Source organism: Stackebrandtia albiflava (assembly GCF_007994225.1).
GTDB classification, from domain to species: domain Bacteria; phylum Actinomycetota; class Actinomycetes; order Mycobacteriales; family Micromonosporaceae; genus Stackebrandtia; species Stackebrandtia albiflava.
Map to the genome: position 1 here is coordinate 1,499,900 of NZ_VLLL01000006.1, position 22,328 is coordinate 1,522,227.

27 protein-coding genes are annotated in these 22,328 nt (G+C 68.5%); 17 read left to right on the forward strand and 10 right to left on the reverse strand.

Translation table 11 applies throughout. The features are described from left to right. Nucleotides 1-118: 118 nt before the first annotated feature. The 4 genes from LX16_RS17870 to LX16_RS17885 all read left to right on the forward strand — a co-directional run bounded on the left by LX16_RS17870 (nt 119) and on the right by LX16_RS17885 (nt 2,806). Entirely contained in the window at nt 119-607 is a 489-nt protein-coding gene (locus LX16_RS17870; RefSeq protein ID WP_147140299.1) for an SUKH-4 family immunity protein, read from the forward strand. 199 nt (nt 608-806) lie between these two features. After that, complete coding sequence (locus LX16_RS17875; RefSeq protein ID WP_147140301.1) at nt 807-1,268, forward strand: hypothetical protein; 462 nt, start codon at nt 807-809, stop codon at nt 1,266-1,268. Between the two features lie 212 nt (nt 1,269-1,480). Beyond that, nucleotides 1,481-1,909 (forward strand): hypothetical protein, encoded by a 429-nt coding sequence (locus LX16_RS17880; RefSeq protein ID WP_147140302.1) that lies wholly within the window; start codon nt 1,481-1,483, stop codon nt 1,907-1,909. Between the two features lie 9 nt (nt 1,910-1,918). Continuing rightward, nucleotides 1,919-2,806 carry a protein kinase domain-containing protein gene (locus LX16_RS17885; RefSeq protein WP_147140304.1) on the forward strand — a complete coding sequence of 296 codons (888 nt, stop codon included), beginning with the start codon at nt 1,919-1,921 and terminating at the stop codon, nt 2,804-2,806. Nucleotides 2,807-2,961: 155 nt separating this feature from the next. Here LX16_RS17885 and pip read toward each other — a convergent pair whose 3' ends face one another. Continuing rightward, on the reverse strand, nt 2,962-3,921 hold the full coding sequence (pip, locus tag LX16_RS17890) for a prolyl aminopeptidase (RefSeq protein ID WP_147140307.1): 960 nt from the start codon (nt 3,919-3,921) through the stop codon (nt 2,962-2,964). Between the two features lie 57 nt (nt 3,922-3,978). Between pip and LX16_RS17895 the strand changes: the two genes are divergently transcribed. After that, nucleotides 3,979-4,578 (forward strand): MarR family winged helix-turn-helix transcriptional regulator, encoded by a 600-nt coding sequence (locus LX16_RS17895; protein ID WP_147140309.1) that lies wholly within the window; start codon nt 3,979-3,981, stop codon nt 4,576-4,578. Between the two features lie 5 nt (nt 4,579-4,583). Beyond that, complete coding sequence (locus LX16_RS17900; protein WP_147140311.1) at nt 4,584-5,342, forward strand: SDR family oxidoreductase; 759 nt, start codon at nt 4,584-4,586, stop codon at nt 5,340-5,342. Between the two features lie 79 nt (nt 5,343-5,421). Here the strand turns inward: LX16_RS17900 and LX16_RS17905 are convergent, their stop codons facing one another. Further along, the gene (locus LX16_RS17905) at nt 5,422-6,426 is read right to left on the reverse strand and encodes a carboxymuconolactone decarboxylase family protein (protein WP_147140313.1); all 1,005 of its coding nucleotides are present in this window, start codon (nt 6,424-6,426) and stop codon (nt 5,422-5,424) included. A 162-nt stretch (nt 6,427-6,588) separates the two neighbouring features. On the opposite strand from LX16_RS17905, the gene LX16_RS17910 reads away from it, so the two are divergent. The 5 genes from LX16_RS17910 to LX16_RS17930 all read left to right on the forward strand — a co-directional run bounded on the left by LX16_RS17910 (nt 6,589) and on the right by LX16_RS17930 (nt 10,359). Next, complete coding sequence (locus LX16_RS17910; RefSeq protein ID WP_147140315.1) at nt 6,589-7,341, forward strand: tryptophan-rich sensory protein; 753 nt, start codon at nt 6,589-6,591, stop codon at nt 7,339-7,341. 64 nt (nt 7,342-7,405) lie between these two features. Beyond that, entirely contained in the window at nt 7,406-7,780 is a 375-nt protein-coding gene (locus LX16_RS17915; protein ID WP_147140317.1) for a YybH family protein, read from the forward strand. Between the two features lie 179 nt (nt 7,781-7,959). Continuing rightward, the gene (locus LX16_RS17920; RefSeq protein ID WP_244615864.1) at nt 7,960-8,514 is read left to right on the forward strand and encodes a SigE family RNA polymerase sigma factor; all 555 of its coding nucleotides are present in this window, start codon (nt 7,960-7,962) and stop codon (nt 8,512-8,514) included. Continuing rightward, on the forward strand, nt 8,511-9,692 hold the full coding sequence (locus tag LX16_RS17925; RefSeq protein WP_147140321.1) for a hypothetical protein: 1,182 nt from the start codon (nt 8,511-8,513) through the stop codon (nt 9,690-9,692). The genes LX16_RS17920 and LX16_RS17925 overlap by 4 nt, the downstream gene beginning before the upstream one ends. A gap of 103 nt (nt 9,693-9,795) precedes the next feature. Then, nucleotides 9,796-10,359 carry a MarC family protein gene (locus LX16_RS17930; protein WP_147140905.1) on the forward strand — a complete coding sequence of 188 codons (564 nt, stop codon included), beginning with the start codon at nt 9,796-9,798 and terminating at the stop codon, nt 10,357-10,359. Here the strand turns inward: LX16_RS17930 and LX16_RS17935 are convergent. The 3 genes from LX16_RS17935 to LX16_RS17945 form a co-directional block, all read right to left on the reverse strand. Then, complete coding sequence (locus tag LX16_RS17935; protein WP_147140323.1) at nt 10,282-10,581, reverse strand: hypothetical protein; 300 nt, start codon at nt 10,579-10,581, stop codon at nt 10,282-10,284. The two genes, LX16_RS17930 and LX16_RS17935, sit on opposite strands and share 78 nt — an antisense overlap. A 169-nt stretch (nt 10,582-10,750) precedes the next feature. After that, nucleotides 10,751-12,196: a catalase gene (locus tag LX16_RS17940; protein WP_147140325.1), complete on the reverse strand. Its 1,446-nt coding sequence runs from the start codon at nt 12,194-12,196 to the stop codon at nt 10,751-10,753. Nucleotides 12,197-12,215: 19 nt separating this feature from the next. Then, nucleotides 12,216-12,635 (reverse strand): Fur family transcriptional regulator, encoded by a 420-nt coding sequence (locus LX16_RS17945; protein WP_147140327.1) that lies wholly within the window; start codon nt 12,633-12,635, stop codon nt 12,216-12,218. Nucleotides 12,636-12,777: 142 nt separating this feature from the next. Here LX16_RS17945 and LX16_RS17950 point away from each other — a divergent pair, with 142 nt between their 5' ends. Beyond that, on the forward strand, nt 12,778-13,335 hold the full coding sequence (locus LX16_RS17950; protein WP_147140329.1) for a DUF2231 domain-containing protein: 558 nt from the start codon (nt 12,778-12,780) through the stop codon (nt 13,333-13,335). A 25-nt stretch (nt 13,336-13,360) separates the two neighbouring features. On the opposite strand, the gene LX16_RS17955 is transcribed toward LX16_RS17950, so the two are convergent. Both LX16_RS17955 and LX16_RS17960 read right to left on the reverse strand, forming a co-directional pair. Beyond that, a complete protein-coding gene (locus tag LX16_RS17955) occupies nt 13,361-13,591 on the reverse strand; it encodes a hypothetical protein (RefSeq protein WP_147140331.1) in 231 nt (76 codons plus the stop codon). 12 nt (nt 13,592-13,603) lie between these two features. Further along, nucleotides 13,604-15,184: a DEAD/DEAH box helicase gene (locus tag LX16_RS17960; protein ID WP_147140333.1), complete on the reverse strand. Its 1,581-nt coding sequence runs from the start codon at nt 15,182-15,184 to the stop codon at nt 13,604-13,606. A 134-nt stretch (nt 15,185-15,318) separates the two neighbouring features. Here LX16_RS17960 and LX16_RS17965 point away from each other — a divergent pair, with 134 nt between their 5' ends. Then, nucleotides 15,319-15,975 (forward strand): ferritin-like fold-containing protein, encoded by a 657-nt coding sequence (locus LX16_RS17965; protein ID WP_147140335.1) that lies wholly within the window; start codon nt 15,319-15,321, stop codon nt 15,973-15,975. An 87-nt stretch (nt 15,976-16,062) separates the two neighbouring features. Here LX16_RS17965 and LX16_RS17970 read toward each other — a convergent pair whose 3' ends face one another. After that, on the reverse strand, nt 16,063-16,791 hold the full coding sequence (locus LX16_RS17970) for a GntR family transcriptional regulator (RefSeq protein WP_211354569.1): 729 nt from the start codon (nt 16,789-16,791) through the stop codon (nt 16,063-16,065). A 324-nt stretch (nt 16,792-17,115) separates the two neighbouring features. On the opposite strand from LX16_RS17970, the gene LX16_RS17975 reads away from it, so the two are divergent. The 4 genes from LX16_RS17975 to ehuA are packed head-to-tail and all read left to right on the forward strand — an operon-like array spanning nt 17,116 to nt 20,243. Beyond that, the gene (locus tag LX16_RS17975; protein WP_147140337.1) at nt 17,116-18,012 is read left to right on the forward strand and encodes a substrate-binding domain-containing protein; all 897 of its coding nucleotides are present in this window, start codon (nt 17,116-17,118) and stop codon (nt 18,010-18,012) included. A gap of 6 nt (nt 18,013-18,018) precedes the next feature. After that, the gene (ehuC, locus tag LX16_RS17980) at nt 18,019-18,765 is read left to right on the forward strand and encodes an ectoine/hydroxyectoine ABC transporter permease subunit EhuC (RefSeq protein ID WP_147140339.1); all 747 of its coding nucleotides are present in this window, start codon (nt 18,019-18,021) and stop codon (nt 18,763-18,765) included. 4 nt (nt 18,766-18,769) lie between these two features. Beyond that, on the forward strand, nt 18,770-19,426 hold the full coding sequence (locus LX16_RS17985) for an amino acid ABC transporter permease (protein WP_147140341.1): 657 nt from the start codon (nt 18,770-18,772) through the stop codon (nt 19,424-19,426). A gap of 46 nt (nt 19,427-19,472) precedes the next feature. Beyond that, the gene (gene ehuA / locus LX16_RS17990; protein WP_147140908.1) at nt 19,473-20,243 is read left to right on the forward strand and encodes an ectoine/hydroxyectoine ABC transporter ATP-binding protein EhuA; all 771 of its coding nucleotides are present in this window, start codon (nt 19,473-19,475) and stop codon (nt 20,241-20,243) included. A gap of 49 nt (nt 20,244-20,292) precedes the next feature. Here the strand turns inward: ehuA and LX16_RS17995 are convergent, their stop codons facing one another. Next, nucleotides 20,293-20,988 carry a hypothetical protein gene (locus LX16_RS17995; protein ID WP_147140344.1) on the reverse strand — a complete coding sequence of 232 codons (696 nt, stop codon included), beginning with the start codon at nt 20,986-20,988 and terminating at the stop codon, nt 20,293-20,295. Between the two features lie 143 nt (nt 20,989-21,131). After that, nucleotides 21,132-22,310, reverse strand: a complete 1,179-nt coding sequence (moeZ, locus tag LX16_RS18000; protein ID WP_147140346.1) for an adenylyltransferase/sulfurtransferase MoeZ — start codon at nt 22,308-22,310, stop codon at nt 21,132-21,134. Nucleotides 22,311-22,328 lie beyond the last annotated feature (18 nt).

Sequence of the window (22,328 nt, forward strand, 5' to 3'; positions counted from 1 at the left end):
TGGAGTTGGACGACATCGGCGGGAGGCCTGGTCGCTCGGGCCGCTAAGACGAGGGTGGTGAACCGGATATCGGCGGCACGTGCCGGCATCTCGTTGACGATAGCTCTATGGAGATGGCTTGCATCTGAAACGTTATACGGAATCGTATGTTGCTCCAGTGCGTATCAAGGCCGTCAGGGATCATCTGGTCGATGTCGGCTTGCCGGCCTCGACCACCTTGTTCGTCGCCGCAGAACGGGCAACGGGTCTTGAGGAAGTCTCGCTTGCCAAGGAGACGGAGACGATTCTCAACATCGGCTACGCGACAGAAGGAGAGGGTTTCTATGGGATCAACTGCCGTGACGGCAGTGTCGTATACATTGAGAGCCACAGTCACGCACTCTTCTTCGTGAATTCGGCACCGTCCGCTTTCGTGGCATGTTTGGCGCTGTTCTACGACGAGAATTCGCGGGTTTCCTCAGAATCGGATCCCGAGGATTTCGAAAAGGCGGCTCGCTCGATAGCCCGGCAGATTCATGACATCGACGAGCCGGCACTGGTGGAGGGCGGGTTCTGGCAAGACCTGCTCTTCGACGTGGCCCTGGGGGACTACGCCGAGGAAGCGTAATGTGCCCGACAGCGATGTTCGCCGGACCCAACCCGTTTTCGAGTACCCGTGGAGCGGTCGATTACCCAGTCCCGAAGATTGGCCAAATGGCAGCTTGTTGTCGGAACGGTGGTGAGACACGCGAGCTTCGGATTGCTCATACGTGTATCAACGGGTGAACAAGGTGTCGTGGATGTTTGGCTTGAGGGGTGGTGAGAAGGTGGAGCGTAAGATCTCGTCGCACGGCTCGTATCGGGTTGGTGATCTACTGCGGATATCGATGGAGGTAGCAGATGCGGAGGTGATGGCCACGACCGAGCACTCGGTCATTCTGCGATGGCCGTGGTTCGTTCCCGATCCTGAGAATCCCGTTATCCGGTCAGGGGACGTAAGGCTGCCACGAACTGATGATGAAGCCTCTTGGCTCGATATTCCCTGGCGAACTGAACCCGACACGCCGTTTCTTTCGGTGGGCGACGTGTGTATGGTGGGAATACCTTCGACGGTCGTCAGGATACTCTCTATCGTCCATTTTGATCCGCCAGTGAGTTTCGGTCGACTGCCTCGTCGAGAGTATGTTTTGGATGTCGTTCCTTTGGAATGGGAGGGCAATGATGAAGCGGGATATGCAATTGAGCTGGATGCCGCTGAGCCTATTCGGATTGAACGGATAGAGCCGTAGGCGTTAAGACGGGCATCCATTTTCTCGTTGAAATATTCGGGCACATCTCCGGTCCTTGTTGACAGTCGATGTCTTTGCCCAGAGCCGGTCACGTCGGTATGGGACCCCAGGAGCCGTGACGGGATTGCGCGGGGTCGTCGGGCTCGGGCTCGGCGGCGGCACGGGGTGTCAGGGGTAGCATTCAGCGACTGTTCATTGTGAAGGAGCCACCTGTGAGCGATGCCGACAAGAAGCCGGAAGCCGTTGAGCCGGAAGCGAACGAGGTGAACGAGACCGACGCCGCCAAGGCGGACGCGGACGAGGCCGCCCCCGCCGCGGAGTCCACCGAGGCCGCCGAACCGGCTGCCGCCGAGGAGTCCGCGACCGACGCCGACGTCGCCGAGTCGGACGTCCCGCCGACCACCGAGGAGGCGGCCGCGGCCGACGCCGAGGACGAAGACGGCGATGATGAAGACGAAGAAGACGACGAGGAGTCGTCATCATCCTCCTCTTCCTCCTCCTCGTCGAGTGGATCCGGTGAGGACGAGGACGAAGAAGACGACGAGGAGGACGCCCACGGTGAGGAACGCCAGGCGGACTCCGACGACGAAGACGCCGACAAGACCGACTCCGGCAAGGGCGACGCCGACGACAAGGGCTGATCGCCACCGATGAACGACACGATTCGGGCGGCTTCACCGCCGCCCGGCCACGTCAGCGGGGCGGGTTCGCAGGCGGGGGACTCGGTGGGGGGCCATCGAATCGTCAATGCCGTCCGATTGCGCGGGTGCGCGGCGATCTACCGTGCCACCGCACCGGACGGCAGCCCGGTGGCGCTGAAGACGCAGTGCGTCGCGGCACCGAAACGGCTTCGGCTGCGGATGGACAACGAGATCGCGGCCCACCGCCGGCTCGCCGGTATCGCACCGGTGGCGACACTCGTCGACACCGGAACCGACGGCGACCAGCGGTTCGTGGCCGCGGAGTGGCGTCCCGGTGTGCCGCTGCGACGCATGGCGGAACACACCGGCATCTCCCCGCGTGTCGAGTCGGCCGAAGCCGCCGCGCTTCTCCCGGTGCTCGCGGTCGCGGTGAGTGAGGCGGTAGCCCGTCTCCACACGGCGGACGTGGCCCACGGTGACCTGAGCCGCTTCAACGTATTGGCCGCAGTGGATGACCGCGTGAGTCTCATCGACCTGGAGAGCGCGCTGGTCGTATCGGACCCGGATCCGCTGCCGGTGCGTCGCAAGGTGACCTGGAGCTACGCGCCACCGGAGTTCGCCGACCGGGTACGTCCGTCCAAGGCCGCCGACCAGTACTCACTGGCGGCGGTGTTGTTCCGGCAGCTCACCGGAAGACGCCACCGCATCCCCGTTCCCGGCGCCGCGCCGGATTCCGCTCAGGCACTCGGTGCGCGAGTGCGGGTGGTCGCCGGATGGCACGCGCGACGCTGGCCGGGCCTCCTCCGGGTGTTCGCCCGTGCCCTCGCCACCGATCCTTCGGAACGGTACGGCGACGTCGCCGAGTTCACCGAGGCCCTGCGGCATGCGTTCGTCTGACTGATGCCACGGCTCCGTTCCGTTGCCGGACAACGAATCCGCGACGACCGGCGTCCGTGCCGGTGCCCATGAGTCACAACCATGCCGCACTCACCGGGCCACCGCCTACAGTGGCCTGAGCCAGCCGCGGCGGGTCACTGAGACGTGTCGCGGCGTCAGCGACCGGCGAACCGGTCCAGGGCGGTGACCAGTGCCGTCGCGGTGTCGAGGTCGCCGGTGCCGTGTCCCGCCTGCGGGATCAAAACGAGTTCGGCGTCGGGCCATTCCTTGGTGAGCCGCCAGGCGATGTCGGGTGGTCCGCTGATGTCCAACTGTCCGTTGACGAGTACGCCGGGGATTCCGGCGAGCCGGTGGGCGCCGTCGAACAGCGCGGTCTCTGACAGCCAGGCGGCGTTCGCCCAGTAGTGCGTGACGATCCGCGCCCACCGGTACCGGAACACGGGGTCGTCGTAGCGGGGATCGGGTTGGTATCCGGCGTAGGTGGCGACGTGGGTGTCCTCCCAGGTGCACCATTCGCGGGCGGCGCGGTCGCGGACCGCCGGGTCGGGGTCGGCCAGCATCCGGGCGTATCCGGCGGCCAGGTCGCCGTCGCGGTCGGTCTCCGGGAGCGTGTCACGGAATCGTTCCCACTGCGCCGGGAAGATGCGGCCCATTCGCCGGGTCACCCAGTCCACCTCGGCACGGGTGGTGGCGACGACACTGACCATGACGATCTCGCTGACCCGGTCGGGATGCCGTTGGGCGTACGCGATGCCGAGGGTGCTGCCCCAGGATCCCCCGAACACCAGCCAGCGGTCGATGCCGAGGTGCTCGCGAAGCCGCTCGATGTCCGAGATCAGGTGCGCCGTGGTGTTGACCGACATGTCCGTCGCGGGGTCCCCGGCGTCGGGGGTGCTGCGACCGCAGCCGCGTTGATCGAATTGGACGATCCGGTAGCGCGCCGGATCGAAGTATCGCCGCGCACCCGGGGAACTGCCGGAGCCGGGTCCGCCGTGCAGGCACACGGCGGGCTTCCCGTCCGGGTTTCCGCTGGTCTCCCAGTGAATGTGGTTGCCGTCGCCGACGTCGAGCATGCCGGAGTCGTAGGGGGCGATGGCGGGGTACCGGGCGGTCATGGCGGTTCCTTCGGGTCGAGGAAGGCGAAGTGTAACAGTGCTGTCATAATCGACGGCATGGTCGACCCCCTCGCCATCGGCACCCGGATGCGGCAACTACTCGACGCGATGGAGGCCGACATCGCGGCCCGTTACGCCGCTCAGGGCGTACCGGACTACCGGCCCCGGTACTCGCCGGTGATGCGGCTGTTGGCGGAGTCCGACGGCCTGCCGATCCGCCGGATCGCCGCCGGGGTCGGCGTCACCCACTCGGCGGCGAGCCAGACCGTCGCCCAGATGGCGCAGTCCGGCCTCGTCGAGTCGGTCCCCGGCGCGCACGACGCCCGGCAACGCATCGTCCGGCTCGCGGAACGTGGCCGCCGGCTGCTGCCCGTGGTGGAGGAGGAGTGGACGGCCACCACGACCGCCATGACGGAGTTGGACGCCGAACTGTCGACGCCGCTGCACCGCGTCCTCACCGAACTGGACGCCGCGCTCGCCCGCCGCCCGCTGCGCGACCGGATCCGCCCGCCGGCCTCCCCCCTGACTCGGCTTGGTTGGCCAGAATGCGCGCTTGGTTGGCCATACGACGGCGAAAAATCGGACACTAGGGCTTATTCGAGGCATGTCGATCGTCGTGCGGCCAACCAAGCCGCGAAGGGGAGGCGCATAAGCTGATCGGCATGGCCAACATCTCTAGAGTCGCCGTCGTCACGGGAGCCGCCTCGGGAATCGGGGCGGCCACCGCCGTCCGGCTCGCGGCGGACGGCAACGCGGTCGCCGTCCTGGACCTGCCGGACACCGGTTACGCCGAAACGGTCGAGGCGATCGAATCGGCGGGCGGCCGGGCGATCGGCCTGGCCGTGGACGTCACGGACCGCGACGGGCTCGCCGCGGCGATGGCACAGGTCGCCGACGAACTCGGGACCGTGTCGATCCTGGTCAACAACGCCGGGTACTCCCACGATCTCCCCATCCAGGACATGACGTTCCAGCAGTGGGACGACATGACCTCGGTCCACCTCGACGCCGCGTTCTGCACCAGTCGCGCGGTCCAGCCGGGCATGGCGGCGCAGGGGTTCGGCCGCATCGTCAACATCTCCAGCACCTCCGCGCTCGGCACCGCCGGCCGCGTCGGCTACTCCGCCGCGAAGTCCGGCGTCATCGGGTTCACGAAGGCCCTGGCGCTGGAACTGGGGCCGATCGGTGTCACCGCCAACGTCGTCGCGCCCGGTTTCATCGTCAGCCGGATGACCGCCAAGACCGCGCGGCGGCTCGGCCGTGACTTCGACGAACATCAGGAGATCGCGGCGAACGGGATCCCGGTGGGCCGGGTCGGCCGACCGGAGGACATCGCCAACGCCGTGTCCTTCTTCGCGGGGGACGCCGCCGGGTACGTCTCGGGCCAGGTCCTGTTCGTCGCCGGAGGCCCACGCGGCTGACGAGTCGTCCGGAGTCGGAGACGTCGACGTGGAATGACGTAGATGCCCCCGACCGCGCCTGAAGTCACTATGGACCTGGTCACTCCCAGGTGGCGCCGACCAGGTCGGCGGTGATGTGGTCGACCGCCCGCATCGCGCCGTACGACAACAAATACACCGTGCAGTGATCGGACAACCGGGCGTCGGTGGCCCGCCACGCGGCGACCCGCGCGTCGGTGATCAGTTCCGGCGCCACACCCGCCAGGGCGGCCAACTCCGCACCGGCGCGTTCCGGTTCGGACAGACCCGACATCGCCGCCTCCCAGTCGGGGAGGGCGAACGGCCGGCGGCCGTGATGGTCGGCGATCACGGTCTCCGCCGCCGTCCGGGCGCGCGGAGTGAGCAGACCCGCCCCCTGGGACGTGCGGGCGACCAGGGCCGCATGGGCCACTCCCACCGGGGAGTCGCCCGCCCATTCCGCCACGGTGCCGCGCGGGCCGGTCTCCAGTAGCTCCAGGCTGCGCCCGGCGGGGACCGTCGTCGGCGGCCGGAACACCGGAGCCCCGTCGAACGGTGGCGGGTCCTCCGGCCGGAGGGTCCCCGGACGCAGGTCGGCCGGAAGCATCGCGGCCACCATCCGGTTGATGAAGTGGGTGAACAGCGCCGTGCCCAGGTACTCGGCGCGGTACGCGGGCGCGAGCGGGCTGATCGGCACCGGATGGTCGCCGGTGGCTCTGGCCCAGGTGAGCGGTTCGGCCAGTGCCGGGTCCCTCGGCACGTCCCGGGTCTCGATCTCGTCGGCGACCGCCTCGGCGCCCGCGATCCGCAGCATGGCCAGGTACGAGTGCACGTCGTAGTCGCACCGGTTGGCCTGCGCGACCCCGAGGGCGATCATGACCTTGCCGAGCATCGGCGCGTCACCGGCCAGTTGCGACTCGCGCAGCAGCGACCAGGCGGCGGCGGTGATCTGGTCGGCGGGGGTCAACATCCGCACGGCCGGTCCGATGCTGCTGAACTCGTCGCGCACCTGCCGGTACACGCGTGCGACGAGTCCGGTGGCGGTTTCGGGTGTGACCGGGGTGACGTGCCGGACGGGGAACGACATCGCGGGATCCTTTCTCACGGGCGGCCAAGCCTGCCCTCGCGCGCCGCCGGGCGCATCGTCTCGGGGTGGCGAGTCGGGCCTACTCCACGGGGCGTACCGGCGTGGCGTGACGGGTACGTGGTGTTCACGAGGCGACCATGTCCGTGAAAGGCGGTGTCGGCGGTGACGAGGTGGGACGGGCTGCGAGCCGGTGGCGTGATCGTCGTCGCCGTCGCCCAGGTGGTGGCCGGTGGGGTCGGTGGAACCGGGGTGTGGGGTGAGCCGGTCGGGGAGGTGGCGCGTTCCGAACCGAATCCGATCCTCCCGGCGTCCGGGGCCTTCGCGATCTGGTCGCTGGTCTACCTGGCCGTGGCGGCGTACGCGGTGTGGCAGGTGCTGCCGGGCCAGCCGGGACGGCCGGTGCATCGCGCGTGCGGATGGTGGGTGATCGGTGCCGGGATCGCGAACGTCGGCTGGATCCTGTCGTTCGTACAGCGACGATTCGTGGTGGCGCAGGCCGTGATCCTGGTGCTGCTGGTCCTGTTGCTGATCGCGTGGTGGCGGGCGGAACGGGCCGCCGGTCGCCGCACCGCCGATCGGTGGTGGGTGTCGGGTCCGCTGGCCCTTTACACCGGCTGGGTGACGGCGGCCGCGGCGGTCGGCGCGGTGACGACGGCGTCGGCCACGGGCGTGGAGGTGTCGGCGGGGACCGCGGTGGGCGCGTTGGTCGCCGTCGCCGTGGTGTCGGCGGCGGTGGTGCTGTGGTGGTGGGGTCTGGCGGGATTCCTGGCGTCGCTGTGGTGGGCGCTGTCCTGGACGGCCGCCGCCGGTGACGCCGCGCCTCCGATCGCGGTGGGAGTCGCGGTGACGGTGGTGGCCGCGGTCCGGGTGCTCCACTCGCCGCGTCGCATCGCCGTCCTCTTCGGACACTACTAGGTCCCCAGTGGAGCGGATGCCCGGTTCCCGCCGCTGGTACCGGGGATGTTACGCTGTCGGAGTCATGACGATTGATCATGACGACATCACACGCGAAGTGTCCCGGCTCATCCGGGACTTCACCGAGGCGTTCGACGCCCGCGACGCCGACGCGCTCGACCGGCACTACGTCACCGGTGCGGTCGTCGTCCCGGTGCCCGGTCATCCCCTCACCGGTGACGCCGCCAAGGCCGCGAAACGGCACGTCATGGAGCGGGGGATGCCGATTCACGCCGAACTGCGACGGGTCTACCACAGCGGCGACGTCGCGTTGGCCCTCACCGACTGGCGGATCGGGGATCCCGACGACGGCGGCTTCGCCGGTACCGCCACCGACGTCCTGCGCAGAGTGGACGGGCGCTGGCGTTACGTGATCGACAACCCGTTCGGAACCGCCTGAGAATCCCGGGGAACCCGGTCGGCGCACGGCCTCCGCGCCGTCGTGGCCGCCTGCGCCGACCGGGTTCGACCCTACTGCGTATCCTGTGGCACCGGGCACCTCTCACCCCGAGGCGCCGATTCCGGGCAACCAATGTGTGACGCCGTGGCGTCATGGAAGGTGAACGCAGTAGGTGCTGTGTGAGTAAGGCAGAGGATTCCGTCGAGGACCAGTTCCGCGAGTTCGTCGCGGCCCGGTCCGCTGCCTTGCACCGCGCCGCCTATCTGCTCACCGGCAATTGGGCGACCGCGGAGGATCTTGTGCAGACGGCGCTGACCAAGACCTACCTGGCATGGCGCCGCATCGGCCACATCGACTCGGTCGAGGCGTATGCCCGGCGGGTGCTGTACAACGCCAACGCCAGTTGGTGGCGTCGCCGGTCCTCGGGGGAACGGCCCATCGACGTCATCCCCGAACCCCGCACCGCGCAAGCCGACGGGGGCGACGACGTGGCGCAGCGGGACCTGATGTGGCGTTACCTGATGGCGCTACCCAGGCGGCAGCGCGCGGTGCTGGTGTTGCGGTTCTACGAGGACCTGAGCGAGGCCGAGTCGGCGCGCATCCTGGGCGTCTCCACGGGGACCATCAAGAGCCAGACCTCACGGGCGCTCGCCAACCTGCGGGCCCGACTGGCCGCCGACGGCATGGGGACCCTCACTGACATAATCTCGCCGGTGGACGGTCGGTCGGCATGACTACCCGGTTGGAAGACGCCCTGCGTGACGAGTTGTCGGCGCGGGCGGCCGACGTGCCCGCCTCCGCCGACATCGCCGACATCGTCATCGCACGCGCCCGCCGGACCCGCCGCCGCCAACGGATCGCCGCGGCCGGTACCGCGTGCGTGGTGATGCTGTTCGCGGCCGCCGGTGGCACGTGGTGGCTCAAGGGCGGCCCCGAGGCCGCCGAACAGGCCGCCGCCATCACCGACGCCACCGAGCAACTCGGCGAGTTCAGCGTCCTCACCGACGACGCGGCGATCCTCACCGGTACCGGCGAGTTCATACACACCGGGCTCACCGTCGCCGAGACCGCGGTGGAGGTCCACGGCGGCTGGGTGGTCAGCGGCGTGACCGGCGACGAGGGCGAAAGGCGCGCCAGCTACATCGGGTACGACGGTGAGATCGTCGAACTGATGACCGGCGACCTGCTGGAGGTGCACCCCAACGAGCGGGGCGACCGCGTCGCGGTGGCGTCGATGTCGCCCGACGGCGGGGACGGTCTCGCCGTCGTGTACGCGGCGACCACCGGCTCCCGTATCGCCGAGGCGGGCCGATTCGACGTCCCGGCCGGGATGGCGGTCGGCGGTGTGAGCGGCGCGAAGATCTGGTTGCGCGCCACCGAGGCGAGCGACGCGGTGGATCCGGCCGCGCCGGGCTACTGGATGTGGGATGCCGCCCTGGGCGGGGAGCCGCCGGCACCGTCGGCGCTGACCTCGGACGTCGTACTGCTGGAGTCCGTCGCCGAGCGGATGGTGCTGGCTCGGACGACGTCGGACGTGCCCACCGATCTGTGCGTGGGCACCCTGGACCTGAACCTCGGCGACTTCACACCCACGTCGCTCGAATGCTTCAGCGAACTGTCGCTCAGCGAGGTCGTGGTGGGCCCCGACGGGGAACAGGCGCTCGGGTACGTCGAACCTCTGGAGCCGACCGAGACCGACCCGGGCGAATGGGTGTGGTTGCCGGTCGGAGACCGGGTCGGTGAGGGTTTGGAACCCACCGGTTTCCGCGACTTCGACGTGAAGCCGTTCTTCACCTACCACGACGTGGCGTTCTACGACCCCGACGGCGACTGGTACTCCCTGGAGCACGAGGAACTGGGGATACCGCAGCTGGCGGGGATCCCGATCCCGATCAGCCACGTGCCGCGCTGATCCGACGCCGGAGCCGGGTGTGGCGGCCGTGACGGTGGCATAATCAGCGCTCGTGCAGGGATTCGGTCTGATCGGTGAGGCGTTCGTGACGCTCTTCGTGATCATGGACCCGCCCGGCATCGTGCCGATCTTCCTGGCGCTGACCGGTGCGATGGACGCCAAGGCGCGACACAAGGCGGCGTTCCAGGCGACCGTCCTGTCGCTGGGTGTCATCACGTTGTTCGCCGTGGCGGGTCAGCAGATCATCGCGTACCTGGGTATCGAGCTTCCCGCGCTGCAGGCCGCCGGCGGGCTCCTGCTGCTGTTGGTGGCCCTGGAGCTGCTCACCGGCAAAGCCGACGATCCCACTCAACAGGGCACGTCCAACATCGCGCTGGTGCCGTTGGGGACGCCGCTGTTGGCGGGGCCCGGCGCGATCGTCGCGGTGATCCTGTTCGTCCAGCAGGCCGACCGGCCCGCGAGCTACGCCGCGGTCGCGGGGGCGATCCTGGGCGTACACGTGGTGATCTACCTGGTCATGAGGTATTCGTCCGTGATCGTGCGGCTGATCAAGCGGGGCGGGATCGAAGTCCTCACCCGCATCGCCGGTCTACTCCTGGCGGCGATCGCCGTCCAGCTCATCGCCGAGGCCGTCGCGGGGTACGTCGAGTTCTTCCTGGCCAACTGACCTGCGGTGGACGACGGCCATCCCGCCGTCGAGGTCGATCAGGTTCAGCGGCTCGCCGGTCTCGGCGTCGAACCGGGAGTTCGTCTGCTCCATGATGAGTTCGGTCTGCTTGCGCTTCGACGGCGCGAACACGGCCTCCAGCTCGGCGAGACCGGTGGACAGCCCGGTGACGGCGGCGTCGTTGTTGTCGTCGCCGCCGCGCATCCATCGCAACAAACTCATCTTCACTCCGATCTCGGGACTCGATCGTAAGGCGTGAAACCGGGCCCGGCAAATGCCGAGCCCGGTCGGCTCGGCCGGTCACACGGCCGGAGAGCGTCCGGAATGGACCCTCATGCCCGGTTTCGCGTGTTCTGTGACCGGCCGAGCCGACGTCGTGTCCGTTCGGGTCTCAGACGAGGCCGGCGATGCGGTCGCCGAGATCCTTGTCGATGTTGCGCCAGTACTCCAGCGCCCTCGCCAGGATCGGTTCGCTGACACCACCGCGCAGGGCACCGACCACGTTCGCGGCCAGCCTGCCGCGCGCGGCGTCGTCCATCACCTGTCGCACCAGCGTGCCCGCCTGCCCGAAGTCGTCGTCCTCGGCGTGCAGCGTGTACGCCGCCCGGACCATCTCGCCGTCGGAGTGCCAGCCGTGGTCGGCGCCCGCCGCCTCGTCGACGGCGGGGCCGCCGTAGGAGTTGGGCGAGTAGACCGGCTGCCCGGGCGTGTAGTGGAAGCGCATCGGCCCGTCGAAGGTGTAGGTGTTCACCGGCACCTTCGGCTGGTTCACGGGGAGCTGCTCGTAGTTCGGGCCGATCCGGTACCGGTGGGTGTCGGCGTAGGCGAACATGCGGCCCAGCAGCATCTTGTCGGGTGAGACCCCGATACCGGGCACCAGGGCGCTCGGCTCGAAGGCGGCCTGTTCGATCTGCGCGAAGAAGTTCTCCGGGTTGCGGTTCAGCGTCAGCTTCCCGACCTTGATCAGCGGGTAGTCGCCGTGCGGCCAGACCTTCGTCAGGTCGAACGGGTTGAACCGGTAACCGGCGGCGTCGGCGTACGGCATCACCTGCACGTACATCGTCCAGGACGGGAACTCCCGCCGCGTGATGGACTCGAAGAGGTCCCGGCGGTGGAAGTCGAGGTCGGTCGCGGAGACCGCGGCGGCCTCGTCGGCGGTGAAGCACTCGATGCCCTGGTCGGTCTTGAAGTGGTACTTGACCCAGAACTTCTCGCCCGCGGCGTTGACCCACATGTAGGTGTGGGAGCCGAAGCCGTCCATGTGGCGCCAGGTGCGGGGCAGGCCCCGGTCCCCGAACAGCCAGGTCACCTGGTGCGCGGACTCCGGGTTGAGGGTCCAGAAGTCCCACTGCATGTCGTTGTCGCGCAGGCCGGAGTCCGGGCGGCGCTTCTGCGACCGGATGAAGTGGGGGAACTTCATCGGGTCCCGGATGAAGAAGACCGGGGTGTTGTTCCCTACGAGGTCGTAGTTGCCCTGCGAGGTGTAGAACTTCAGCGCCCAGCCGCGCGGGTCGCGCGCGGTGTCCGCCGAGCCCTGCTCGCCGGCGACCGTGGAGAACCTGAGCAGGGTCTCCGTGGTGGCGCCGGGCTGGAAGACGGCGGCCTTGGTGAACTGGCTGACGTCCTCGGTGGTGACGAACTCGCCGAAGGCGCCGCCGCCCTTGGCGTGCACGTTGCGCTCTGGCACCCTTTCCCGGTTGAAGTGGGCCATCTGCGCGATGAAGTGGTGGTCGTGCAGCAGCAGCGGACCGTCGGCACCGACCGACAGCGAGAACGCGTCGCTGGGAGCGGGTGCGCCGGTCTCGGTGGTGGAAACGGGAATCGGGTTGTCGGCCATGGAGTACGGCTCCTGATCGCTAGGGGAGTGGGTTCTGCTGACAGCGGGGGCAGCGGCCCCAGTAGGTGACTTCGGCCTCGTCGATGACGAAGCCGTGGTGTTGGGCGGCTTCGAGGCATGGGACCTCGCCCACCGCGCAGTCGACGTCCTCGACGGCGCCGCAGTCCCGGCACACCACGTGGTGGTGGTTGTCGCCGGTCCGCGACTCGAACCGCGCGTGGCTGCCGGAGGGCTCGACCCGGCGGGCCAGTCCGACGTCGTCGAGTGCGGTCAGCACGTTGTAGACCGCCTGTGTGGAGAGTGAACCGACTCTTTCCCTGGCGCGGCGGACTATCTCGTCGACGGTGGGGTGGCCGCCCTCGTCGAGTACGGCGAGCACCGCCAGGCGTTGCCTGGTGACACGTAGTCCGTGTTGCCTGAGGAGCTGTTCGGAATCCACGTGATCTACCAAAGCACGTTTTCTGGAATGAGTCAAGAAAAGTGCGGCCCCGGGCGACGTGAGCGTCAGCACGCCGTGACGGCGGGTGGCGCGACGCCCCGGGGGCGGGTAAGGCAAGCCTTAGTGCGGTTGAATGGTCGGCATGATTGAGATTCTGGGACTGCCCCTGCACCCCCTGCTGATCCACCTGCCGGTGGTGTTGTTCCCCGCACTCGCCCTGTTCCTGCTGGGCTACCTCCTGGTGCCCCGGCTCAGGCAACGGATCGGCTGGCTCGTCATGACACTCAGCGTGCTCACCCCGGCCGCAGTGGTCGCGGGCTGGTGGTCGGGACACCGCTTCTACGACGAGCACATCGAGATGATCACGGCCGCCGGCGCGAGTACCGAGACCTTCGAGAACCTGTTGGCCGACCACATGGCCAACGGCGACGTCGTGGTGTGGCTGGTGCCGCCGCTGGCACCGCTGATCTGGCTGTTCGGCGCGCTGGAACGCGGTCGCCGTTCCGCCGCCGCCTCCCTCACCGCGCCGGCGACCGACGGGCAGGAGTCGGCCCCGACGGGGACGGACCCGGCGGCCAAGGGGCGCCGGGTCGTGATGGTGGTGCTCGCGCTGGTCATCCTGGGACTGGCCGGCGTCGCCGGGTACTACGTCTTCGAGACCGGGCACACCGGTGCCGAGGCGGTCTGGGGCACGCCCTGACGGACGCCGTCGGTGCGGGCGGGACTCAGGTGATCGCCCGCACCAGGAGCACCATAAGGATGACGAAGACCATGCTCCCCGAAAGGATCGCCACGCCCTGCGTGATGGTGCGGGCGCGACGGCGCTCGGCGTGCATCCGCTCCCGGTCCTGGGTGGGTAGCACCCGGGGCGGCGCGACCGCGATGACCTGCGGTACCTGCCAACCCCTGGGCGGTGGATCGGACGCGGGAGGTCCGGTGTACTCCGGATCGGACATGGGTGGACGGTATCAGCCCTCGTCACCACGGGCGGGCCGACGGCGCCTGCGGCGGCGCGGCTGGCCGCCACCGGCCTGGGACGGCGAGTCCCCCGCCTCCGGTGCCTTCGTGCGGGGCGCGGGAGCCGTGGCGTCCGGCTTGCCGGCACCCGAACGGGTGCGCCGGCGCTGCCGCGGTGCCTTGGCCGCCGCAGACGCCTGCGGCTCCGGTTCGCCCTGGCCCTGGCCGCCGCCACGACGTCCACCGCCACGACGGCGCCGCGGCTTGCCCGCGCCCTCGATGTCGATGTCGGCCTCGGCGGACAGACCCGCACGCGTACGCTCGGCCGACGGCAGGGCCGCGGGAGCGCCCTCGGGGATGCCGAGGTCCGAGTACAGGTGGTCCGAGGTGTGGTAGGTCTCCTGCGGATCCGCCAGGTCGAGGTCGAGGGTCTTGGAGATGATCTTCCAGCGTGGGATGTCCTCCCAGCTCACGAAGGTCACCGCCACACCAGTCGCACCCGCGCGGCCGGTGCGGCCGATCCGGTGGACGTAGGTCTCGGAGTCCTCGGGACTGTCGTAGTTGACGACGTGGGTGACGTCGTGCACGTCCAGCCCCCGGGCGGCCACGTCGGTGGCCACCAGCACGTCCACCTTGCCGGAACGGAAGGCGCGCAGTGCGCGTTCCCGGGCGTTCTGGCCCAGGTCGCCGTGGACGGCCGCGACCGCGAAACCGCGGAACTCCAGCTCGTCGGCGATGCGCTGCGTGTGCCGCTTGGTGCGGGAGAACACGATGGTCAGGCCCCGGCCGTCGGCCTGGAGGATCCTGGCCAGCACCTCGATCTTGTTGAGCGAGTGCGTCAGGTAGGCCAGTTGCCGGGTCTGGGCGCTCAGGCCCGCGTCGGCGGCGGTCTCGGCGTGGATGGTCATGGGCTGTCGCAGGAATCGCCGGGACAACGCCACGATCGGATCGGGCATGGTCGCGGAGAACAACATCGTCTGCCGCTGCTCGGGAAGCGAGTTGAGCAGTTTCTCGACGTCTTCGGCGAAACCGAGGTCGAGCATCCGGTCGGCTTCGTCGAGGACCGCGGTGTGGACACCGTCGAGTCGCAGCTTCTTGCTCTTGAGCAGGTCGAGCAGCCGGCCCGGCGTCCCCACCACGATGTCGACGCCGGACTTCAGCGCCTCCACCTGGGGCTCGTAGGCGCGACCGCCGTAGACGGGCAGGACTCTGATGTCGCGGGTCTTCCCGGCGGCCTCGATGTCGCGGCACACCTGTAGCCCGAGTTCACGGGTGGGTACCACCACGAGTGCCTGCGGTCGGCCGTCGGCGCCCTCCCGGGCACTGACGACGCGCTCCAGGATCGGCACGCCGAATCCCAGCGTCTTGCCGGTGCCCGTGGGGGCACGGCCGATGATGTCGTTTCCGCGCATGGCGATCGGAATGGCGTATTCCTGGATGGCGAATGCCTGGGTGATGCCGATGGCGGCGAGTGCCTCTACGGTCTCGGTGCGGACGCCCAGGTCACTGAAGGACGGGCTGTCGGCGTGCACCGGCGGAGGCGCAGCGGTGCTGGACGTGAGCGCACCGGGAGAGGTTTCCGGGTGCTGCACGACGTCTTCGGAATTGCGTTGCAGTGTTTCATCCCTATGTCGCGGCCTCAGTCTGAGGTGAGGCTCTTCATGCGTACCGGGTTCAATGGTACGCGCCGTGTTCGGATGGTCCGGTTACCGGTAGCCTGCCGCGTATGCCAACTCACCCGCAAACACCGGCGACGGAATCCGTGGTCGACCTTCTGGGCATGCTCGCCTACGGTGAGCTCGTCGCGTTCGACAGGGTCGCCGTGGACGCGCGGCTGGCTCCGGACCTGCGGCGTCGTGCCCAATTGTCCACCATGGCGGCGGCGGAGATCGACAATTACCGCCGATTGGTGGCAAGAATCACCGAGCTGGGAGCCGACCCGCAGGAGGCGATGCGGCCGTTCGTCGACGTGATCGACGCGTTCCACGACTCGACCAAACCGCGGAACTGGCTGGAGGGCCTGGTGAAGGCGTACGTGGGCGACGGCATCGCCGACGACTTCTTCCGCGAGGTCGCGGGCCTGTTGGAACCCGACGACCGGCAGCTCGTCCTGGAGGTCCTGCACTCCGACAACGAGTTCGCGGTCGCCGAGATAACCGGGGCCATCGCCGACAACCCGGCGGTGGCGAATCGGCTGGCGCTGTGGGCGCGGCGACTGGTGGGCGAGGCCCTGAGCCAGGCGCAGCGGGTGGCGGCCGAACACGACTCGCTGACCATGCTCATCGTCCAGGGCACCGGCGACCTCACCAAGGTGGGGGAGCTGATCAAACGGCTCATGCAGGCCCACGCCGACCGGATGACGACGGTCGGCCTGAACAACTGACCCGCTCCACCGCGATACACGACGTCGGGTGACTCCGACCTTGAACCTTTACAAGAACGGAGCCACCCGGCTTCGGACGCCGACGGCTCACAGCCCGTCGGGGATGTCCAGCGGATCGAGCGGTTGGGGGCTGCTCGGTGTGGGTGCCGCGAAGGTCTCGAACTCGTTGTCCTGCCTGGTGCCGGTCAGCCACTCGACCGCGTCGGCCATGTGCGCGTCCAGTAGGGCGGCCAGGCGGGGTTCGTCGCGGTCGGCCAACGCGTTGACCAGCAGTTCGTGCTTCTCGGCCAGGTCGGCGCGGACTTCCAGCGAGTCGTGGATCGAGAAGATGCACAGCCGGGTCTCCACCAGGAGCGTGCGGATCGCCCGGCTGAGTCGCCGGCTTCCCGCCGCGTCCACGAGCGTGCGGTGGAAACTCAGATCGCCGTCGGCCAGTTGCCGGGCCGCGCCCTTGGCGGTGGCGCGTCCCATCTTGCGCAGCTCGGCCGTGAGCAGCTTGACCGTCTGCTTCACGTGCCGCTGGTCGCTGCGGAGGATCTGCCGGCTGGCGGCGCGCTCGATCGAGGCGCGCATCAGGTAGACGTCGGCCACGTCGGCGTGCGTCATGGTCGCGACGCCCAGGCCGCGGCGCCGCACGGTGGTGAGCAGTCCCTCCTGGACCAGTCGTTGCATGCCCTCGCGCAGCGGCCCGCGGCTGACCCCCAGTTGTTGGGCCATCTCGGCCTCGCCCAACGGGGCACCCGGCGGCAGTGTGCCGTCGAGGATGGCCTCCCGGATTCGGTCGGCGATGAGATCGACCGTTGAGGCACGGAACACCGGCTCAAGTCGGATACCAGAGGCGTGGGTCGTTCGTGGGGGCGCTTGCTGCGTCACCTGCGAAACCTCCTGTATGTGAAACGGGCGTTGTGCCCGCGTGTGAACCGATACGTTGAAAAGTACCGGAGGTCCCGGTACGGTCTCGCGCGCTGTCCTGTAGCCGGTCGGTTGCGGACCGTATCGTTATTGAACGTCAATGATCAGATTGTCGACAAACATACATTCGCGGTTAAGATCAACGGTTACAAAACCCGAGTTGGTAGTGGTGCCCGGTGGGGTAAAGACCAGCTCCCATGAGGTCACTGAACCGAAAGGACTCATGACGTGACTGCACAACCGCGCTGGTCCCGGCGCAATTTCCTCCGCGGTGGCATGCTCGCCGGCGGAGCGTTGACGATCCCCGGACTCGCGAGCGCCTGCTCCTCGACCGCGGGAAGCACGTTGGAGAAGATCGAGAACGGCGAGACCATCCGGATCGCCTACGCCGACGAGGTCCCCTACGCCTACACCGAGGGCGGCAAGGCGGTCGGCCAGGCGATCAGCCTGCACACCGAGATCCTGAAGAGCCTGGGAGCGTCCGACGACCAACTGGAGTTCGTGCTCACCGACTGGGGGAACCTGATCCCGCAGCTCGGCGCGAACCACGACATGGTGGTCGCCGGCATGTTCATCACCCCCGACCGCTGCCGCAGTGCCGTGTTCGCCGACCCCGACTACGTGATGCCCGACGCCCTGCTCGTCATGGCCGGCAACCCGTTGAGCCTCACCCAGCTCGAGTCCTTCGTGGACTCCGACGCCGTGCTGGGAGTGATGAACGGCACCTCCGAGCTGGAGTACGCCACCGCCCTGGGTGTCCCGGAGGACCGCATCAACGTCCAGGACAACCTGGACGCGCTGGTGCGTGAACTCAAGTCCGGCCGGCTCGACGGCGTCTGCCTCACCGCGGTGAACCTGACCCTCCAGGCCGAGTCCGACTCCGAACTGGAGGTCACCGAGCCCTTCGTGCCCGTCATCGACGGGAAGGAACAGCTCGGCGCCGGCGCGGCGGTCTTCCAGGAGAAGGACACCGACCTGCGTGACCGGGTCAACGAGGAACTGGACAAGATCCTGGCCGACCCGGACAAGTGGCTCAGCCTGGTCGAGGAGTTCCACTTCACGATGGACTACTTCCCGCCCGAGGACCTGACCGCCGAGAGCATCTGCGGCGACGACTACAAGTAGGCCGTCATGGACTTCCTCGGAAACGTGACCGCGGCACTACCCGCCTACTGGACGCCGCTGTGGGTGACGATCGGCGCGACCGTCGGCGGTTCGCTGTTCGCGCTCCTCGTCGCGTTCGCGCTGGGGCTCATGGCGGGTTCCCGGTTCCTCCTGCTTCGCGGCGTCGCCCGGACCGTCATCGAGTTCTTCCGGGGAACGTCGCTGGTGGTGCAGCTCTTCTGGTTCGTCGTGGTGCTGCCCCTGGCGCTGCAGATCCGGTTCGACGCGGTGATCGTCATCGCGATCCTCGCGCTGGGGATGAACTACGGCGCCTACGCCGCCGAGGTCGTGCGCGGTGCGATAGCCGCCGTGCCGCCCGGCCAACTGGAGGCGTGCACGGCACTCAGTTTCACCTACTGGCAGAAGATGCGGCTGGTCGTCATCCCGCAGGCGTGGCCCGAGATGATCCCGCCGCTGTCCACACTGGCGATCCTGCTGCTCAAGGGCAGCTCACTGGTGTCGCTGGTCAGCCTGGCCGACCTGACGTTCCAGGCGCAGGTGCTGGGCCGCCGTCCCGACCAGGAGATGCTGTTCCACCTGGGACTCATCCTCGTCGTCTACTTCATCCTGTCCTACCTCATCGCCACCGGCATGCGCTTCCTGGAGCGCCGCGCCAAGCGTGGCCTGGGACAGGAGCCTCCGAAGAAGTCGGCGCTGGCCAGGCCGGTCCCGGTAGAGGTCCAGTCGGCGGCCGCGGCCGCGGTGGAGAGGTAGAGCGATGGGATGGAACTGGGAGACCGCGCAGGAGCTGTGGCCCCTGCTCATGGAGGGTCTGCGGATCCTGCTGCTGGTGACGCTGATCAGCTCGCTCATCGCGCTCGCGCTGGGTCTGGTCGTCGCGTTGACCGACCGTTCGGCCCCCCGGGCGGTGACGATGCCGCTGTTCGCGGTGATGGAGTTCATCCGAAACACACCGGTGCTGGTACAGGCGGTGTTCGTGTGGACGGCCGTCACGATGTGGCTGGGAACCGCCGCGAGCCCGATGTGGACCGGAGCGATCGTGCTGGGCGTGCACTACGCGTCCTACACGGCCGAGGCGTACCGCGCCGGAATCGACGGCATACCCAAGGGGCAGTGGGAGGCGATCACCGCGTTGTCGCTGCCGAAGCCGCGCGCCTGGATCGCGGTCCTGCTCCCGCAGGCACTGCGCCGTTCCACGCCGGCACTCGGCAACTACGTGATCGCGTTGTTCAAGGAGGTGCCGATCCTCAGCGCCATCGGCGTCACCGAGATGGTGCGGCAGGTCGACGGTTACGCCGGCCTCAACTACACGGGAGCGCTGGAGGGCTTCACGATCGCCGGTCTGATCTTCCTGGTGGTCAGCTACCCCGTGGCCCTCCTGATGCGGAAATTGGAGAAACGCCTTGCCAACTGAAGTCGATATCTCACCGAACACCCCGAAGCTGCCGCCGGGCACTCCGATGGTGCACTTCGAGAACGTCGTGAAGCGGTTCGGCGACCTGGAGGTCCTGCAGGGCCTCAACTTCCAGGTGCAGCCGGGGGAACGGGTCACGCTCATCGGGCCGTCCGGCTCCGGGAAGACCACGATCCTGCGGTTGATCATGACGCTGGAACAGGTGACCGACGGGGTGATCTGGGTGGAGGGCGAACCGCTCTCCCACATGCGCAAGGGCGAGCGGCTGGTGGCCGCCAACGAGGCGCACCAGCGGCAGGTCCGCAAGAAGATCGGCATGGTCTTCCAGCAGTTCAACCTGTTCCCGAACATGCGGGTGCTGCGCAACATCACCGAGGCGCCGGTCCACGTCCTCGGCCAGTCCAAGGAGCAGGCCCACACCCGGGCCAAGGAGCTGTTGGAGCTGGTCGGACTGTCCGACAAGGCCGACGCGTACCCCTCCCAGCTCTCGGGCGGTCAGCAGCAGCGTGTCGCGATCGCGAGGTCCCTCGCCATGTCGCCCGACATCCTGCTGCTCGACGAGGTGACCTCCGCGCTCGACCCCGAGCTGGTCGCCGACGTCCTCGACCTGCTCAAGGACATCGCGCAGAGCACCGACATCACGATGCTCATCGTGACCCACGAGATGGGATTCGCCCGAGACGTCTCCGACCGGGTGATGATGTTCGACAGGGGCGTCATCGTCGAGGACGGACCGCCGTCCCAGGTGATGGGGGACCCCGAACACGAACGGACCCGGTCCTTCCTCAAGGCCGTCCTGGGGGAGTCACAGGGCTGAGAACACCGGTGGGGGCGGCGCGGACATCCGCGCCGCCCCCACTCGTGTGTCACGGACGGGCCGGAGGCTCACCCGGGCCGTACGGCGAATGCGGGTCCTGCCACTGCGGGGGCAGTTCCGGTTCCGGTGCGGCGGCGCCCGGGTGCTGTTGGCCCGGCTGCGGCGGCGGGCCGGTGTGGTAGCCGCCGGGCGGCGCCTGGTGGGGCGGTGCCGGGGCCGGAGCGCCGGGCTGCGCGTTCAACCAGAACACCACCTCGGGCTGGAACAGCCCGTACAACGCGAAGCCGATCGCCGCGGCCTCCAGCAGCAGGCCCAACAGCGCCAGCAGCACGAACCACGCGGGTCCGGACGTGAGCAGTGCCGTCGTCACCGTCGCCAGACCGGCGACGCCCAGCACTATGAACACCACGAGCCGGCGGTCGGGCAGGCCCATCCGGGCGAATCCACCCTTGAACAGGGGTATCGCGGTACCGATCACCGCCGCCGACAGCAGCAGGCTGAAGACCGCCGACGCGACCAGTCCGCCGCCACGCAGGTACCAGGGGACCGCGACGACCGCGAGCAGACACGACAGCGTGTAGAACAGGCCGGCGGCCCCGGCCGCCCACAACGCCTGCACGAGACGGGTGACCTTCGGCGGGACGTCGGGGCGCGGGACCAGTCCGAGGTCCCCGAGCGTGCCGCCTCCGGAGGGCGGGGGTGGCGGGTACGCGGGCGGGCCGGGTTGCGGTGGGGGGTGGGACACGGGAAGTCCTTCTGTCGTCGAGGGGCTGACGGCCTCAATGTACTTGGCGTGTCACGCCGCGACCCGGTTCGCCCGGCGTCGGTCCGCGGCCACGACGAAGGACACCGGCCGAAGCGGCACGGTGTCCTTCGTGGATGGATGTCTCAGTACGTCGGCAGGCTCGGGTCGACCTGGTTGATCCAGGCCAGCACACCACCCTGCACGTGGACGGCGTTGCTCAGACCGGCGGCCTTCGCGGCGGCGAGCGCCTCGGCGGAACGCACACCCGCCTTGCAGTAGAAGACGGCCTGCCGGTCGGTCGGCAGCTCCGACAGGGCGGCCCCGGACACGATGTCGCCCTTGGGCAGCAGGCGCGAACCGGGGATCCGGACGATCTCGTACTCGGCGGGCTCACGCACGTCGATGAGGTCGATGTCCTTGCCCGCGTCCAGCCATTCCTTCAACTCGCTCGCGGTGATGGTGGAACCTTGCACGGCCGCTGATGCCTCCTCGCTGACGGCGCCACAGAAGTCGTCGTAGTCGATCAGACCCGTCACCGTGGGGTTCTCACCGCACAGTGCGCAGTCCGGGTCCTTCTTGACCTTGACGGTACGGTACGACATCTCCAGGGCGTCGTAGACCATGAGCCTGCCGACCAGCGGTTCACCCGTGCCGGTGAGCAGCTTGATCGCCTCGGTGACCTGGATCGAACCGATCGACGCGCACAGCACGCCGAGCACGCCGCCCTCCGCGCAGGACGGCACCATGCCCGGCGGCGGGGGCTCCGGGTAGAGGCAGCGGTAGCACGGGCCCTGCTCGGCCCAGAACACGCTCGCCTGGCCGTCGAACCGGTAGATCGAACCCCACACGTACGGCTTGCCCAGCAGCACCGCCGCGTCGTTGACCATGTACCGCGTGGCGAAGTTGTCGGTGCCGTCGATGATGAGGTCGTAGCCGGAGAACACGTCCATGACGTTGTCGTTGGTCAGCACCTCGTTGTGGATGACGACCTCGACCAGGGGGTTTATCTCCCGGACCGACGCGGCGGCGGACTCGGCCTTCGGCCGTCCGATGTCGGACTGCCCGTGGATGATCTGCCGCTGCAGGTTCGACTCGTCGACGACGTCGAAGTCGATGATCCCCAGCGTGCCCACTCCCGCGGCCGCCAGGTACATCAGGGCCGGCGAGCCGAGGCCGCCCGCTCCCACACACAGGACACGGGCGTTCTTCAGCCGCTTCTGGCCGTCCATCGCCACGTCGGGGATGATGAGGTGTCTGGAGTAACGTCGGACTTCGTCAACGGTGAGCTCGGTGGCCGGCTCGACAAGTGGAGGCAATGCCATGTCTCCAATAATGCCTGT

Coding starts and splice junctions, on each gene's coding strand:
- LX16_RS17915 (WP_147140317.1), top strand. CDS start 7,406: ATGACGATTGATCATGACGACATCACACGCGAAGTGTCCCGGCTCATC.
- LX16_RS17940 (WP_147140325.1), bottom strand. CDS start 12,196: ATGGCCGACAACCCGATTCCCGTTTCCACCACCGAGACCGGCGCACCC.
- LX16_RS17930 (WP_147140905.1), top strand. CDS start 9,796: ATGGACCCGCCCGGCATCGTGCCGATCTTCCTGGCGCTGACCGGTGCG.
- ehuC (WP_147140339.1), top strand. CDS start 18,019: ATGGACTTCCTCGGAAACGTGACCGCGGCACTACCCGCCTACTGGACG.
- LX16_RS17885 (WP_147140304.1), top strand. CDS start 1,919: ATGAACGACACGATTCGGGCGGCTTCACCGCCGCCCGGCCACGTCAGC.
- LX16_RS17895 (WP_147140309.1), top strand. CDS start 3,979: ATGGTCGACCCCCTCGCCATCGGCACCCGGATGCGGCAACTACTCGAC.
- LX16_RS17905 (WP_147140313.1), bottom strand. CDS start 6,426: ATGTCGTTCCCCGTCCGGCACGTCACCCCGGTCACACCCGAAACCGCC.
- LX16_RS17955 (WP_147140331.1), bottom strand. CDS start 13,591: ATGTCCGATCCGGAGTACACCGGACCTCCCGCGTCCGATCCACCGCCC.
- LX16_RS17950 (WP_147140329.1), top strand. CDS start 12,778: ATGATTGAGATTCTGGGACTGCCCCTGCACCCCCTGCTGATCCACCTG.
- LX16_RS17985 (WP_147140341.1), top strand. CDS start 18,770: ATGGGATGGAACTGGGAGACCGCGCAGGAGCTGTGGCCCCTGCTCATG.
- ehuA (WP_147140908.1), top strand. CDS start 19,473: ATGGTGCACTTCGAGAACGTCGTGAAGCGGTTCGGCGACCTGGAGGTC.
- LX16_RS17900 (WP_147140311.1), top strand. CDS start 4,584: ATGGCCAACATCTCTAGAGTCGCCGTCGTCACGGGAGCCGCCTCGGGA.
- LX16_RS17925 (WP_147140321.1), top strand. CDS start 8,511: ATGACTACCCGGTTGGAAGACGCCCTGCGTGACGAGTTGTCGGCGCGG.
- pip (WP_147140307.1), bottom strand. CDS start 3,921: ATGACCGCCCGGTACCCCGCCATCGCCCCCTACGACTCCGGCATGCTC.
- LX16_RS17935 (WP_147140323.1), bottom strand. CDS start 10,581: ATGAGTTTGTTGCGATGGATGCGCGGCGGCGACGACAACAACGACGCC.
- LX16_RS17965 (WP_147140335.1), top strand. CDS start 15,319: ATGCCAACTCACCCGCAAACACCGGCGACGGAATCCGTGGTCGACCTT.
- moeZ (WP_147140346.1), bottom strand. CDS start 22,310: ATGGCATTGCCTCCACTTGTCGAGCCGGCCACCGAGCTCACCGTTGAC.